6 protein-coding genes are annotated in these 15,923 nt (G+C 59.3%); 3 read left to right on the forward strand and 3 right to left on the reverse strand.

Annotated features, from left to right (window positions below):
* Nucleotides 1-3: 3 nt before the first annotated feature.
* Nucleotides 4-8,370, reverse strand: a complete 8,367-nt coding sequence (locus ACO6TG_RS10665; RefSeq protein WP_422378157.1) for a cadherin domain-containing protein — start codon at nucleotides 8,368-8,370, stop codon at nucleotides 4-6.
* 178 nt (nucleotides 8,371-8,548) lie between these two features.
* On the opposite strand from ACO6TG_RS10665, the gene ACO6TG_RS10670 reads away from it, so the two are divergent.
* From ACO6TG_RS10670 to ACO6TG_RS10680, 3 genes are read left to right on the forward strand one after another with little or no spacing between them, the layout of a single operon-like run.
* The gene (locus ACO6TG_RS10670) at nucleotides 8,549-10,312 is read left to right on the forward strand and encodes a peptidase domain-containing ABC transporter (RefSeq protein ID WP_422378158.1); all 1,764 of its coding nucleotides are present in this window, start codon (nucleotides 8,549-8,551) and stop codon (nucleotides 10,310-10,312) included.
* Between the two features lie 9 nt (nucleotides 10,313-10,321).
* Nucleotides 10,322-12,508 (forward strand): peptidase domain-containing ABC transporter, encoded by a 2,187-nt coding sequence (locus ACO6TG_RS10675; RefSeq protein WP_422378159.1) that lies wholly within the window; start codon nucleotides 10,322-10,324, stop codon nucleotides 12,506-12,508.
* 51 nt (nucleotides 12,509-12,559) lie between these two features.
* A complete protein-coding gene (locus ACO6TG_RS10680) occupies nucleotides 12,560-13,900 on the forward strand; it encodes an HlyD family type I secretion periplasmic adaptor subunit (protein ID WP_422378160.1) in 1,341 nt (446 codons plus the stop codon).
* A 77-nt stretch (nucleotides 13,901-13,977) separates the two neighbouring features.
* Here the strand turns inward: ACO6TG_RS10680 and ACO6TG_RS10685 are convergent, their stop codons facing one another.
* Together ACO6TG_RS10685 and ACO6TG_RS10690 are read right to left on the reverse strand one after the other, a co-directional pair.
* Entirely contained in the window at nucleotides 13,978-15,009 is a 1,032-nt protein-coding gene (locus ACO6TG_RS10685; RefSeq protein ID WP_422378161.1) for a quaternary amine ABC transporter ATP-binding protein, read from the reverse strand.
* Complete coding sequence (locus tag ACO6TG_RS10690) at nucleotides 15,002-15,889, reverse strand: ABC transporter permease (RefSeq protein WP_422378162.1); 888 nt, start codon at nucleotides 15,887-15,889, stop codon at nucleotides 15,002-15,004. The genes ACO6TG_RS10685 and ACO6TG_RS10690 overlap by 8 nt, the downstream gene beginning before the upstream one ends.
* Between the last annotated feature and the right edge of the window lie 34 nt (nucleotides 15,890-15,923).

Below are 15,923 nucleotides of genomic sequence, written 5' to 3' on the forward strand. Positions count from 1 at the left end.
TCGTCAGTACTGGATGCCTTCCAGATCCGAGAAGTCGACCCGGCCGCCATCGGCCAGTTCGATGTAACCACCGGCATCCTGGGACAGGGTGATCTCGCCGCCAAGCGCATCGACCTGTTCGATCGAACCTTCGGTCATCGTGATCGACCAGTCGGTGCCATACGCGCCGAGCGCAGTACCATCTGCGGCATTGGCCAGGTCGACGATGTCGATCCAGTTGCCGCCGGCACCGCCTGCGATCGTGTCGTTACCGTCACCAAGCATATAGGCGAACAGGTCCGAACCGTCCCCGCCAACCATATGGTCGTTGCCGGTTCCGCCGCGGATCACGTCGTCACCGGAACCACCATAGAGATGGTCGGCACCGCCCTGTCCGATCAGGATGTCGTTACCGCTGCGACCGGCAAGCACATCTCCCTTGTCGCCACCAACCATGGTGTCATCACCGCGTGTGCCATATTCACAGACAGCCTTGTCCTTGCCATCAAGGACATCCAGCGTGATGGTCTCGGTGTCCGACAGACCGCCGCTATCGGTCGCTGTCACATCCAGCGTGATGCTTTGCTCGGTCTCGTAATCGACCGCTGCATCATCCTTCAGCTTCAGCAGATAGTTCTGACCGTCGGAGACAACCTCGAAACGCTCGTCCGAAACGGTGAAGGTATGGGTATCACCTACATCCGGATCGACGACCGACAATTCGACCAGCTCCACACCGGCTTCGTTCTCCGGCACATAGAAACCACCCTCATCATCGGTATGACCATGCGGCTTGTCATCGTCATCATCATCATGATCATGGCGCCCCTTGTCACCGTCATGGTGGTGACCATGATGGTCATCATGATGGTCGTCCAGGTGACCTGCAGACTTGGGCGGCTCATAGATCGCCGCGCCGACAATCAGATCCGGCGGAGAATTGTCATCGCCTCCGGGGGTGACGTCGATCGGGAACACGGCGCTTGACTGCGTTCCGTCGCTCGATGTCGCCGTCACCGTGACATTGATAGTCTGGCCCGCAATCAGCGTTGCACCGTCGGCCACCGTGACAACACCCGTATCTGCATCGATGTCGAACCGGTCGTCATCGATCTCGTAGGTTACCGTGTCGCCGGCATCCGCATCCTGGGCAAAGGCCGTCAGCCCAACCACCATGCCAGCTGCCGCGGTTGCGGCCACCAGGTTCTGAGCCGTGTCCGCGTCGCGCACCGGGCCCACCGGGGCATTGGTGTCTACCGGACCCTCGGGTTCGACATCAATGACGTCAATCACGATGGTTTCCGTGTCAGACAGACCACCACTATCCGTTGCCGTGACTTCAACGGTGACCTGTGTCTCCGTCTCATAGTCGAGTTTCTGATCGTCCTTCAGCTTCAGGACATACTCGCCGTTCTGGGCAACCACTTCGAAGCGGTCGTCGGACACGGTAAAGGTATGCGTGTCGCCGACATCCGGATCGAACACCGACAGTGTACCAACTTCCGCACCGAGTTCTTCTTCATAGACGGCAGCCGTTGCATCGGTCTCCTGCGTGGTCTGATCAAAGACCAGATCATCGAAGTCCTCGTCACCGCCGCCGGCAATGTCTTCAAAGCCGATGGTGATGCCGCTTTCGACCGTGTAGTCGTATCCGTCCGGGTTGAGCGAGCCGTCGCCGGAGAAGAACACGTTGGCGTCCTTGCCGACAAGCGGCGTGCCGTTCAGCACGGCCTGCCAGTTGCCGTCGCCATCCTTCTGGAAGGTGACTTCGTCGCCGCTGGCCAGCGTGTTGTAGTCGGCCCCGTCCGGGATCAGGAAGTAGCCGACCTCAGCCGCTTCCACGCCTTCCAGGTAGACCGTCGCCGTGTCGCCCGGGGCCAGCTCGTTCTGGTTGACCCAGACGATCTCGCCGCCGATCGGATTGCCGTTGCCATCCATGTAGAAGACGCCGAGCGAGTTGCTGTAACCGGCATATTCTTCCACGAAGGTCAGCGTCACGGCCGTGCCCGGTCCGAGTTCCGGATCAAAGTCCAGATCCGGCGCTTCGTTGACATCGGTGATGTTCACCGTGAACGTGCCCGTCGAGGACGAACCGTCAGAAGAGGTCGCCGTCACTTCGACATCCACGGTCGGTGTTGCCTCGTGATCGAAGCTGACGCCGTCCTTGACGGTCAGGACACCGGTATCCGGGTCGATCTCGAACCGGTCGTCCGTGATCGAGTAGGTCACGCTGTCGGTCGCATCCGGATCTTCGGCAAAGGCCGTGATGCCGACATACTCACCGCCCGCGCCGTTTTCGGCGACGCTGTTCAGCGTGGTGTCACTGTCGCTCACCGGACCGATGTCGTATTCGTCCTCATCGCCGATATTGACGCGGAACGTACCGGTCGAGGTCGAGCCGTCCGTCGAGGTCGCAGTGACCTCGATATCGATGAACGCCGTTGCCTCGCGATCGATCACCGCACCATCGGCAACCGTGATCACACCGGTGTCCGGATCGATCTCGAACCGATCATCCGTGATCGAGTAGGTCACGCTGTCGGAGGCATCCGGATCGCTGGCAAAGGCCGTCACGCCGACAACCGTACCACCGGCAGAATTCTCCTGAACGAAGTTCGTGTCGTTGTCGACGTCGCTGACCGGGCCGACCGGCGCGGTGTTCTCGTCGATATCGATGACATCGATGACGATGGTTTCCGTATCGGACAATCCACCCGAATCCGTCACCGTGACGTCGACCGTCACCTGGGTTTCGGTTTCGTAGTCGAGTTTCTGATCGTCCTTCAGCTTCAGGACATACTCGCCGTTCTGGGCAACCACTTCGAAGCGGTCGTCCGACACGGTGAAGGTATGCGTGTCGCCGACATCCGGATCGAACACCGACAGGCCGCCGACTTCCGCGCCGAGTTCTTCTTCATAGACGGCAGCCGTTGCATCGGTCTCCTGCGTGGTCTGATCAAAGACCAGATCATCGAAGTCCTCGTCGCCGCCGCCGGCAATGTCTTCAAAGCCGATGGTGATGCCGCTTTCGACCGTGTAGTCATAGCCGTCCGGGTTGAGCGAGCCGTCGCCGGAGAAGAACACGTTGGCGTCCTTGCCGACAAGCGGCGTGCCGTTCAGCACGGCCTGCCAGTTGCCGTCGCCATCCTTCTGGAAGGTGACTTCGTCGCCGCTGGCCAGCGTGTTGTAGTCGGCCCCGTCCGGGATCAGGAAGTAGCCGACCTCAGCCGCTTCCACGCCTTCCAGGTAGACCGTCGCCGTGTCGCCCGGGGCCAGCTCGTTCTGGTTGACCCAGACGATCTCGCCGCCGATCGGATTGCCGTTGCCATCCATGTAGAAGACGCCGAGCGAGTTGCTGTAACCGGCATATTCTTCCACGAAGGTCAGCGTCACGGCCGTGCCCGGTCCGAGTTCCGGATCAAAGTCCAGATCCGGCGCTTCGTTGACATCGGTGATGTTCACCGTGAACGTGCCCGTCGAGGACGAACCGTCAGAAGAGGTCGCCGTCACTTCGACATCCACGGTCGGTGTTGCCTCGTGATCGAAGCTGACGCCGTCCTTGACGGTCAGGACACCGGTATCCGGGTCGATCTCGAACCGGTCATCCGTGATCGAGTAGGTCACGCTGTCGGTCGCATCCGGATCTTCGGCAAAGGCCGTGATGCCGACATATTCACCGCCCGCGCCGTTTTCGGCGACGCTGTTCAGCGTGGTGTCACTGTCGCTCACCGGACCGATGTCGTATTCGTCCTCATCGCCGATATTGACGCGGAACGTACCGGTCGAGGTCGAGCCGTCCGTCGAGGTCGCAGTGACCTCGATATCGATGAACGCCGTTGCCTCGCGATCGATCACCGCACCATCGGCAACCGTGATCACACCGGTGTCCGGATCGATCTCGAACCGATCATCCGTGATCGAGTAGGTCACGCTGTCGGAGGCATCCGGATCGCTGGCAAAGGCCGTCACGCCGACAACCGTACCACCGGCAGAATTCTCCTGAACGAAGTTCGTATCGTTGTCGACGTCGCTGACCGGGCCGACCGGCGCGGTGTTCTCGTCGATATCGATGACATCGATGACGATGGTTTCCGTATCAGTGAGACCACCCGAATCCGTCACCGTGACGTCGACCGTCACCTGGGTTTCGGTTTCGTAGTCGAGTTTCTGATCGTCCTTCAGCTTCAGGACATACTCGCCGTTCTGGGCAACCACTTCGAAGCGGTCGTCCGACACGGTGAAGGTATGCGTGTCGCCGACATCCGGATCGAACACCGACAGGCCGCCGACTTCCGCGCCGAACTCTTCTTCATAGACGGCAGCCGTTGCATCGGTCTCCTGCGTGGTCTGATCAAAGACCAGATCATCGAAGTCCTCGTCGCCGCCGCCGGCAATGTCTTCAAAGCCGATGGTGATGCCGCTTTCGACCGTGTAGTCATAGCCGTCCGGGTTGAGCGAGCCGTCGCCGGAGAAGAACACGTTGGCGTCCTTGCCGACAAGCGGCGTGCCGTTCAGCACGGCCTGCCAGTTGCCGTCGCCATCCTTCTGGAAGGTGACTTCGTCGCCGCTGGCCAGCGTGTTGTAGTCGGCCCCGTCCGGGATCAGGAAGTAGCCGACTTCAGCCGCTTCCACACCTTCCAGGTAGACCGTCGCCGTGTCGCCCGGAGCCAGCTCGTTCTGGTTGACCCAGACGATCTCGCCGCCGATCGGATTGCCGTTGCCATCCATGTAGAAGACGCCGAGCGAGTTGCTGTAACCGGCATATTCTTCCACGAAGGTCAGCGTCACGGCCGTGCCCGGTCCGAGTTCCGGATCAAAGTCCAGATCCGGCGCTTCGTTGACATCGGTGATGTTCACCGTGAACGTGCCCGTCGAGGACGAACCGTCAGAAGAGGTCGCCGTCACTTCAAGATCAACGGTCGGCATCGTTTCATGGTCGAAGCTGACGCCGTCCTTGACGGTGATGACACCGGTATCCGGGTCGATCTCGAACCGGTCGTCCGTAATCGAGTAGGTGACCGTGTCCGTGACATCCGGGTCTTCTGCAAAGGCTGTCACGCCCACATATTCACCGCCCGCACCGTTCTCGGCGACGGCATTCAGAGCATTGTCACTGTCAGTAACAGGGCCAATCGGACCGAGGTTTTCGTCAATGTCCAACACATCGATCACAACGGTTTCCGTATCGGACAAGCCACCGGAATCCGTCACCGTCACGTCAACAGTTACCTGGGTTTCGGTTTCGTAGTCGAAGGCCTGATCGTCCTTGAGTTTCAGGACATATTTGCCGTCTGAAACAACCACTTCGAACCGGTCGTCGGACACGCTGAAAGTGTGTGTGTCGCCCACATCCGGATCGAAGACCTGCAAGGGCGCAATCTCGGCACCGTAAAATTCTTCGACAACGGCAATTCGATTGTCCGAGACGATCGAGACATTGTCGATGAACGTGCCGAAGCTCGCATTCTTGCCGCCGACCTCAACAAAGGTCAGCGTGTCCGTGCCGTCACCCGAACCACCCACGATGTTGTAGGTGTAGGTGTTCCAGCCCGCACCGGCTTCGGCCGGATCGATTGTGTCGATCAGCTCACCGTTCCAGTAGACTTCAGCCACGGTTTCGCCGACCGGACCGCGTGGCGCTGAATCAAAGCTGAACGTATAGACCTGCCCTTCGAGCATGCCCTCGATTTCCTGCGAGGCCATGCCGTTCTGATTGGCAGACAGGTCCAGACGGTGGTCGCCATCGCTGGCGCCGGTGCCCCAGCGTGCCGACTGTTGTACGTCGACATCCTGATAGGACCATCCCTCGATCGAATCCGGGTTTTCGTAAAAACCTTTCGGATCCGTGCCTTTCAACGTTCCTTCGAATTGCTCGAAGCTGCCATTGACGACAAACTGGACGGAACCGTTCTCCAGGCAAACCACAAGATCAGGCGGTTCGTTTTCGTCTGTAATGTCAATGCTGAAGGTGCCCGTAGACGTCGAGCCGTCCGTCGAGGTTGCCGTCACTTCCACATCGACACTCGGTTCGGTCTCGTGATCGAACGAAGACCCGGCCTTCACGGTGATGACACCGGTATCCGGATCGATTTCGAAGCGGTCATCGCCACCCGTGATCTCGTAGGACACGACATCCGTCACATCCGGATCGTCCGCAAACGCGGTCACGCCCGAATATTCACCACCGGTCGCAAACTCGGAGACTTCGTTGCCGGTCGTGTCGCTGTCCGAGACGGGGCCGATCGGGAACTCGTTTTCATCGCCGATGGAAATCGTGAACGTGCCGACAGACGTCGAGCCATCGGTGGATGTGGCCGTCACCTCTACATCGACGGACTGCTCCGTTTCCGCGTCGAAACTCGAGCCAGGCTTCACGGTGATTTCACCTGTATCCGGGTCGATCTCGAAACGATCATCGCCGCCCGTGATCTCGTAGGACACGACATCCGTGACATCCGGGTCGTCCGCAAACGCGGTCACGCCGGAATATTCGCCACCGGTGGCAAATTCGGAGACCTCGTTGCCGGTCGTGTCGCTGTCTGTCACAGGACCGATCGGGAACTCGTTTTCATCGCCGATGGAAATCGTGAACGTGCCGACAGAGGTCGAGCCATCGGTAGACGTTGCCGTCACCTCCACGTCAACGGACTGCTCTGTCTCCGCGTCGAAGCTCGAGCCAGGCTTCACGGTGATTTCGCCCGTATCCGGGTCAATCTCGAAACGGTCATCACCGCCTGTGATCTCATAAGACACGACATCCGTGACATCCGGGTCGTCCGCAAACGCGGTCACACCGGAGTATTCGCCGCCGGTTGCAAACTCGGAGACTTCGTTGCCGGTCGTGTCGCTGTCCGAGACGGGGCCGATCGGGAACTCGTTTTCATCGCCGATGGAAATCGTGAACGTGCCGACAGACGTCGAGCCATCGGTGGATGTGGCCGTCACCTCCACGTCGACGGACTGCTCCGTCTCCGCGTCGAAGCTCGAGCCAGGCTTCACAGTGATTTCACCTGTATCCGGGTCGATCTCGAAACGGTCATCGCCGCCCGTGATCTCGTAGGAGACCACATCCGTGACATCCGGGTCGTCCGCAAACGCGGTCACGCCGGAATATTCGCCGCCGGTTGCAAACTCGGAGACCTCGTTGCCGGTCGTGTCGCTGTCCGTCACAGGTCCGATCGGATCTTCGTTCTCATCGCCTATCGTGATCGTGAACGTTCCAACTGAGGTTGAGCCATCGGTAGACGTTGCCGTCACTTCCACGTCGACGGATTGCTCCGTCTCGGCATCGAAGGAAGACCCTGCCTTTACGGTAATCTCACCCGTGTCCGGGTCGATCTCGAAACGGTCATCGCCGCCGGTGATCTCATAAGACACGACATCCGTGACATCCGGGTCGTCCGCAAAAGCGGTCACTCCGGAATATTCGCCGCCCGTCGCGAACTCGGAGACTTCGTTGCCGGTCGTGTCGCTGTCTGTCACAGGACCGATCGGATCTTCGTTCTCATCACCGATGGTGATCGTGAACGTGCCGGTGGAAGTAGACCCATCTGTCGAGGTTGCCGTCACTTCCACGTCGACAGACCGTTCTGTCTCAGCGTCGAAGCTTGAGCCCGACTTGACGGTGATTTCGCCCGTGTCCGGATCGATCTCGAAGCGGTCGTCGCCACCGGTGATCTCATAGGACACGATATCGGTCACATCCGGATCGTCCGCAAACGCGGTCACACCGGAATATTCGCCTCCAGTGGCGAATTCGGAAACTTCGTTGACGGTCGTGTCGCTGTCTGCAACGGGGCCGATGTCGGAGTTCTCACCACCATCGTCGCCGCCATCGTCGTCGTCATCGGCAGCTACACCTCCCGATGTTCCGTCGCCAACCTGCGACCCTGCGGCGCGGATGCCGTCACCTCCCAGATCAAATTGCGGGAGCCCTGCATCCAACCCACGAGCATCAGGCACTTCGCCGTCGCCAAGCCCGCCGTCATCATTCGGCCCGCCGTCTGCGGTTTCCACCACTTCGGTCGCACCGTCCGGCATCAGCGTATCGCCCGCGCCATCGCCCCGCCCTTTGCCGAGGCCGCCTGCGTCTGCATCACCGCCACCGATACCGTTGCCGCCGTCACCGGCACCATCCGCCTGGGCCGCACCAGAACCCTCGTGTTCTAGGGGCACCGCCTGGAACAGGTTGGCAATCGTTGCCTCGCCTGTGTCTTCCGGCTCGATCGAGAGTGAATAATCGTTCCCGCTATCCGGACGATAGGGATCACCGGCTTGCGCTTCGACGCGTGCCGTGGTTGGCGTATCTCCAGCACTGCCTTTAGCAGAATCTGCCCCAGAGGAAGCTCCAGTGGGTTTCACATCTTTTACTGAAGTATCGGTGTTGGCCATGACTCGCACGTGCTCCATTAAATCGTGGCCTTATCACGCGCAGGCTTATCTTAATAAAAGCCAACTTCATTCCTCGAAATACATATACATCTTGAGCAAAATTTAGAATTTCTGAATTTCTTGGTAAACGGTTTTGAAACAATTCTGCGTCTTAATTGTATTTGAGGAGGCGCTTACTATGGCATCTTTTATCACTGATACTTTTAACAGTGTTAAACTTCCGCAGCTGGAGTTCTTTTCATCAGAGACTGGCGACCGTATCAAAACACCCGGGCTGCCGCGCTCGGTGATCACCGCTTCCATTCTGATCAACATTCTCGGGTTGGCCATGCCGCTGACCATTCTGCAGGTCTATGACAGGATCCTGCCAAACAATGCCACCGACACGCTTGTCATCCTCATCGTCGGCCTCGGTTTCGTTCTGGTGATCGACGCCGTTCTGAAAACCATCCGGTCCTACCTGATCGGCTGGCAGGCAGCCTCGTTTACCCATCAGGCCAACCTCGAAGCGACACGGCGGCTCCTGAATTCCAGGGCCGACGTCAGCTCCGAAGCAACAGTCTCCAAGCATCTCGACTCATTCCGGTCCTTACAGGCGCTCGGCGACCAGTATGGCGGCCAGGCCCGCTTGCTTTCCATCGACCTGCCGGCAAGCCTGATCTTTCTGGTCGTGCTGTTCATGATCGGCGGCCCGATCGGCTTCATTCCGCTGGCGCTGCTTGCCTTGTTTGCGCTGCGCACCGCAAGTTTGAACGACCGGATCAACAAGCTGATTGAAAAGCGATCCGAGCAGGACCAGAGAAAATACGACTTCATCTTCGAAGTGCTCTCCGGTCTCAACACGATCAAGGCCATGGCCCTGGAACCCGTGATCTTGCGGCGGTTCGAACGGCTGCAAAACCAGATTTCCCGGTTGGGATATGACTATATCGACCTGAACAACAAGGCGCGGAATTCCTCCGGGTTCTTCACCGTTTTGACCACCGTTTGTGTTGTCTCCGCCGGCGCGCTTCTCGTCATGGGCGGCTTGATCAGCATTGGTGCGGTTGCGGCCTGTACGCTTCTGGCAGGCCAGGTGGTCCAGCCCCTGCTGCGCGGCATCAATCACTGGACCGACATGCAACGGGTCAAGCACGACTATCGCGAAGCAAGTGCCCTGTTCGACCTGCCGCGGGAAGAACGGAGTGAAAATCCGGACCTGACCATTATCGGCAATATCAAGCTGCAGGGCGCCAACCTGCGCTCACATGGGGACGCCATCGTTCCGGTCCAGAACCTGACACTCACCATCAATGCTGGCGAAACCGTCGCTTTTGAAGGCAATGACGGCAGCGGCCGTACGACGCTTGCGCGTCTTGTCTCAGGAGACGTGGAACCGACCTCCGGCCAGGTCCTGATCGACGGTCACAATCTCTACGGTCCGGATCACCGCGCAATGCGCAAGCACATAGCCTATGTCAGCAATGACGCCCAGATGTTTTCCGGCACGATCCTGCAGAACCTGACCCTGTTCGGCTCCCATGCATCCCCGCAAAAGGCACGCATGGCGGCCGACATGATTGGCCTGGAAAAGGATATCCATCTGCTTCCGCTTGGCTATGACACGCAGCTCGGCAACGCCATTGAAGAGAACCTCACCGACTCGATGGTCCAGCGGATCGCGATCGCGCGCGCACTGGCCGGCGAACCCAAGATCCTGATCCTGAACGACGCCAATGGCGCGCTGGACCACAAGAGCGAGGCCGAACTGGTGGAGGCCCTGAAGCGGCTGAAGGGTCAGCTGACCACCCTGATCGTCAGCCATCGCCCCTCCTTCCGGGCCATTGCCGACAAACAGTTCCACCTGGACCAGGGCCGCCTCACTGCAGCTCCCAAAGCCGCAGAACCTCCCCGCGCCAAGTTCCGCAGGCGGAAAACCGCCGGCGCCAAGAAGCAAGCTTAGGAGCCAAGTATGTCCCTGGCCGCATTTGAAAATGCAGACACCATGTTCCAGGACATGAAGCCGGCCCGGAGCCGAATGAATCTGGAAACGCGGGTTCAGCAACACTCCGGCAGCACGATCGAACGCGCCTCGCCGGCCGAGGCCTGTCTTCTGCCGCTGCTTGAGGCTCTGGACTGGGACGGCATGGAACGCCATCTTTTTGAGGCCTTGCCGCATCTGGAAGGCATCAAGGGAATCTTCGACCTCCGCGCAGTGCTGACGCGGCTGAACTTTCGGGTCACGCCCTGCGCGCGCGCGCCGAAACAGCTCACAGCGGAACAGTTTCCCTGTCTGATCAAGCAGGGCGGCAATGTCCTTGTGGGGCTTGGCCGGACCAGCGACGGCCGTTTCAAGGCCTATAGCGGCGAAGCGCGGCGCACGGTTGCCCTCGCCTTCAGTGAGCTAAAGGATGTTGAACTCTTTCTGATCGAACGGGAAGAAGACGCTGTCAGCGCCGGATTCCAGCACTGGTCGTCACGCCTGTTCCACCAGTTCCGCGGAACGCTTTTTTCCATCATGGCAGTCGGGTTTCTGTCAAACCTTCTGGCGCTTGGCCTGCCGCTCTTCGTGATGAATGTCTATGACAAGGCCATTGGCGCAAAATCCGTATCGGTGCTGATCACCCTGATGATCGGCATGGCCGTTATCCTGTGCATGGACTGGATGGTGAAGGGCACCAAGTCCAATCTACAGGCATATCTCGGCGCACGCCTTGACGCCGTCGTTGCCAATTCCACCTTCCGGCACTTCCTCCATCTGCCGCTGCCGCTGATCTCCTCCGCTCCGATCGGCGCCCAGATCACGCGGTTGAAGCAATTTGACGGTGTCCGCGAGATCTTCCACGGCAACCTTGCCAATGCCCTGATTGACCTGCCCTTCTCGGCCCTCTTCGTGCTTGTTCTGGCCTTGATTGGCGGGCCGCTTGCTCTTCTGCCGGCCGGCCTGCTGCTGCTTTATGTCCTGTCGGCCCTGATTATCGTGCCCCGCATGAAAACGGCGATCAATCTTGCCGGCGACGCAAAGTCGCGCATGCAGAACATCACCGTGGAGATCCTGTCCAAGCGCAAGTCCATTCGTGAATTGTCGGCCGACGACATCTGGGTCGAAAAATACCGGGCCATTTCCGCTGATTTCGCCATGAAGAACCTGAAGACCAAGCAATTGTCGCAAGTCATGCAGGTTCTGTCACAAATGTTCATGACGATGTGCGGCATCGGCGTTCTGGGCTTCGGCGCGATCCTCGTCATGAACCAGGACCTCACCCAGGGCGCCCTGATCGCGGTCATGGCCCTGTCGTGGCGCGCTCTCAGCCCGATGCATCAGGCCTTTTTGAGCCTGTCGCAGCTGGGCCAGGCCCAGCAGACCATCGAACGCATCAATGGCCTTCTGAAAATCGACATGGAACGCCAGCCGGGCAAACTTCCGAGCCTGCACCGCCAGTTCCAGGGCACCGTCCGGTTCTCCAACGTTGTCCTGCGCTATCCGGCGCGCCAGGAACCGGCCTTGCGCAATTTTTCTTTGCAACTGGACAAGGGGTCGGTCACGGCCATCACCGGCCCGAGCGGCTGCGGTAAGACCTCGCTGGTGCGCGCCGCACTTGGTCTCTACCGGCCTCAGATGGGGGCGGTTCTGGTCGACGATCTGGACATTCGCCAGCTGGATCCCGGCGAATGGCGCAATGCCATCGGTTACGCCCCGGAGCATTACGACTTCTTCTACGGGACCATCGCTCAGAACTTCCGCATGGCAAACCCTCAGGCAGACAATGATCAGGTGCGTTCGGCCTTTGAGGAATTCGGACTCAACGCCTATGCCGAGCTGTTGCCCCAGGGGGTTGAAACCCGCCTGACCGGACAGCTGATTGCAATGCTTCCGGACAATGTCAAACAGCGTCTGCTTCTGGCCCGCGCCTTTATGCGACCTGCACCGATCTACATTCTGGACGATCCGGCCGGCAACCTCGATTTCGAAGGCGACAAGCTTCTGATGAAGAAGATCGAACAGGTGCGCGGCAAGTCGACGGTCATGCTCACGACCTACAGGCCGAGCCACATGCGCATGGCTGACAACCTCGTCTACATGCAGAACGGCATGGTGGCGATGGCCGGTCCGCCCAAGGACATTCTGGACGACGTTCTGAAACAGCAATCCCGATAACAGTCCGTACGGAACCCGGACACAGCAAAGACAACCGCCGAGGACACTCCAATGGCAGCAAAAGACGATCCCGACACACTCCGCAAAGCCGTATACGGCCGCGTCGGCCTCCCGTTGGAGCTGGAAGACGGCGTTCCGCCGGCTTTCTACTCGCGGCTTCTCATGGGGCTCGCGATCGCGACGGTCTTGCTTCTGGTGTGGGCGGCCATCGGCCAGATCCGCGAAGTCGCCAGCACGATCGGTGAGATCACCCCGGCCGGGCAGATCCTGACCGTCGAGCATCTGGAAGGCGGCATCGTCAACGAAATCATTGTCGAGGAAGGCCAGCTGGTAAATGCCGGCGATCCGATTGCAAGACTTGAGAAACAGGACACCACTACCGAACTCGCCCAGATCCAGAGCCGCCTAAGCTACCTTGAGCTGGAAGAACGCCGTCTTCTGGCTCAGGAATACAGCGACGCCAACACCGTGGGTCTGCGCCTGGACCCAGCGGTCGACGGGCTGAGCACGCAGCAGCGCGCCGCGCTGACCGCAAACAGAAAAGCCGTCGCGGATGAACAAGACGCTTACACGGCCCGCGTGGCGCAGCGGCGCGCCGAAGTGGTCAGCCTCGAAGCCCAGATCGAGCTTCAGAAGTCCCAGGTTGCCCTGGAAAAGGAGAAATTCGAGATCCAGGAAGGTCTCCTGAAAGACGGCTACACTTCTCGCCGCCGCTATCTTGAGGCCAAGGGTGAGTATCAGCGCTCGCAGGTAGCGCTTGAGCAGCTGATCGGCAATCTGGCGCAAGCGCGCGAAACGCTTACCGAAGCCCAGGCCAGCCTGGCACAGGCGGGTGCTGAAGTGAACCGCGAAGTTGCCGATGAGCGCGCAAGGATCGCCCAGGAACGCGCAGAACTGACCCAGGAAGTTGCGAAGCTGAAAGACCGCCAGGAGCGTCTTTTCGTCAAGGCCCCGGTCGACGGTTTCGTCAAGTCTCTCGGTCAGACCGGACGCGGCGCCGTCGTCAATCCGGGCGACATGATTGCGGAAATCGTGCCGCTGTCTGAAAACCTGGTTGCCGATGTGAAGGTCAATCCGAAAGACATCGGCCATATCAATGTCGGCGACAAGGCCGATATCACCGTCACCAGCTATGATCCCAATATCTATGGCACCTTGTCGGCGGAAGTGGAAACGATCTCCGCCTCCAGCTTCCAGGACGAATATGGCGAGTATTACTTCAAGGCGACCCTCGCCTTCCCCGGACAGATCATCGGCAAGGGCTCGAACGAACGTCCGATCCGTCCCGGCATGCAGGTGAACGCCCAAATCGTCACCGGTTCGAAATCCATTCTGGTCTACCTGCTGAACCCGGTCACCAGAGCGGCGCGGACGGTCTTCTCCGAGCGCTAGGGACCGGATCAGTTTCAAAACACAGAAAGCCCCGGAGATCTCTCCGGGGCTTTCCTTGTTCTAACAGGCCTTGAGGGTCAGTGCGTTGCCGGCGTCACCATGGCGTGGATGGTGTCATGCACGTTCAGGACACCGATCGGGCGGCCCTCGCCATTGACCACATTGGCCTCGCCATGACCGGAATCGGCAAAGGTGCGGGCTGCCTCTTCCAGCATGATGCCGCTGGCAATGGTCGGCGCACCTTCCACCGTGCGGGACTTGTCCATCACGGTATCGACCAGGATCACCCGGCCGCGATTCACTTCCTTGACGAAGTCGGCGATATAAGCATCCGCCGGGTTCAAGACGATTTCCTGCCCGGTTCCCTGCTGGATGATCGCGCCATCCCGCAGAATGGTGATGTTGTCACCGAGCCGCAGCGCCTCGTCCAGGTCGTGGGTGATGAAGACGATGGTCTTGTGCAGCTCTTCCTGCAAATCCAGGAGCACGGTCTGCATGTCCATGCGGATCAACGGATCGAGCGCCGAGAAGGCCTCGTCCATCAGAAGGATATCGGCATCGTTCGTCAGAGCGCGCGCCAGGCCAACACGCTGCTGCATGCCACCGGACAGCTGGTTCGGGTAGTGGTTTTCAAATCCTTCCAGCCCGACCCGGGCGATCCAGCGCGACGCCCGCTCTTCTGCTTCACCGATCGGCACGCCCTGGATTTCCAGGCCGTAGATGGTGTTCTTCATCACGGTCCGGTGCGGCAACAGGGCGAATTTCTGGAACACCATCGCCGTCTTGTGCCGGCGAAACTCGCGGAGTTCCGTCTGGGACATCTTGCAGACGTCCTCGTTGCCGTAGAGCACCTCACCGGCCGTCGGGTCGATCAGGCGGTTGATGTGCCGGATCAACGTCGACTTTCCGGAGCCCGACAAGCCCATCACCACCTGGAGCTTGCCACCGGGCATCGAGATGTTGATGTTGTTCAGGCCGAGCACATGGTTGAATTTTTCGTTCAACTCGGCCTTGGAGATGCCGTCCTTGACCTTCTGGACCATATCCGCGCCGTTGGGGCCGAAGATCTTGTAGAGGTTCTTGATTTCAATACCGGTCGCCTCAGCCATGGATGACCTCCGAGTGTTTCTGCAGGCGCTTGCCGTAGGCCTGGGTCGCGCGGTCAAAGATGATGGCAATACCGACGATCGCCAGACCGTTCATCACACCCATCGTCAGATACTGGTTGGCAATGGCGTTCAGCACCGGCTGCCCGAGGCCTTTCACGCCGATCAGAGCTGCAACAACGACCATGGCAAGTGCCATCATGATGGTCTGGTTGACCCCCGCCATGATGGTCGGCAGGGCCAACGGCAACTGAACATTTTTCAGTTTTTGCCAGGAATTGGAGCCGAATGCGTCGGCTGCCTCCAGGACGTCCTGGTCGACCAGGCGAATGCCCAGATTGGTCAGGCGGATCATCGGCGGAATGGCGTAGATCACAACCGCGATCAGGCCCGGCACCTTGCCGATGCCGAAAATCATGACAACGGGGATGAGGTAGACGAAGCTCGGCATCGTCTGCATCAGGTCGAGCACCGGATTGACAATGCTCTGAACACGATCGGAGCGCGCCATCAGGATACCGAGCGGAATGCCGAGGACAATGGCAAGCATCGTACATACCGTGACCATGGCGATCGTGCGCATGGTGTCTTCCCACATGCCCAGATAACCGATCACGCAAAGCGCAATGAGAGAGCCGATCGTGATTTTGGTGTTGCGGCTCATCAGAAACACAATACCGACCAGCACGGCCAGAATGATTGGCCACGGCGAGTTGATCAGCAGTTGTTCCAGAAAAATCAGGAAGTTCTTGATCGGATCAAAGGCCGCTTCAATGGCCTCACCATAGGCGCCGGTAAATTCCTTGAATGCCCCGTCGAATGTTTGACGCATTGCGCGCAGGTCGCCCCGACTCATCTGGGGGAATTCTTGTAGCCACTCCATCACGCTTGTCCCGCTGGTTTGCCCCTAAAAATAA

This window comes from Roseibium sp. (assembly GCF_965233565.1).
Lineage (GTDB): Bacteria > Pseudomonadota > Alphaproteobacteria > Rhizobiales > Stappiaceae > Roseibium.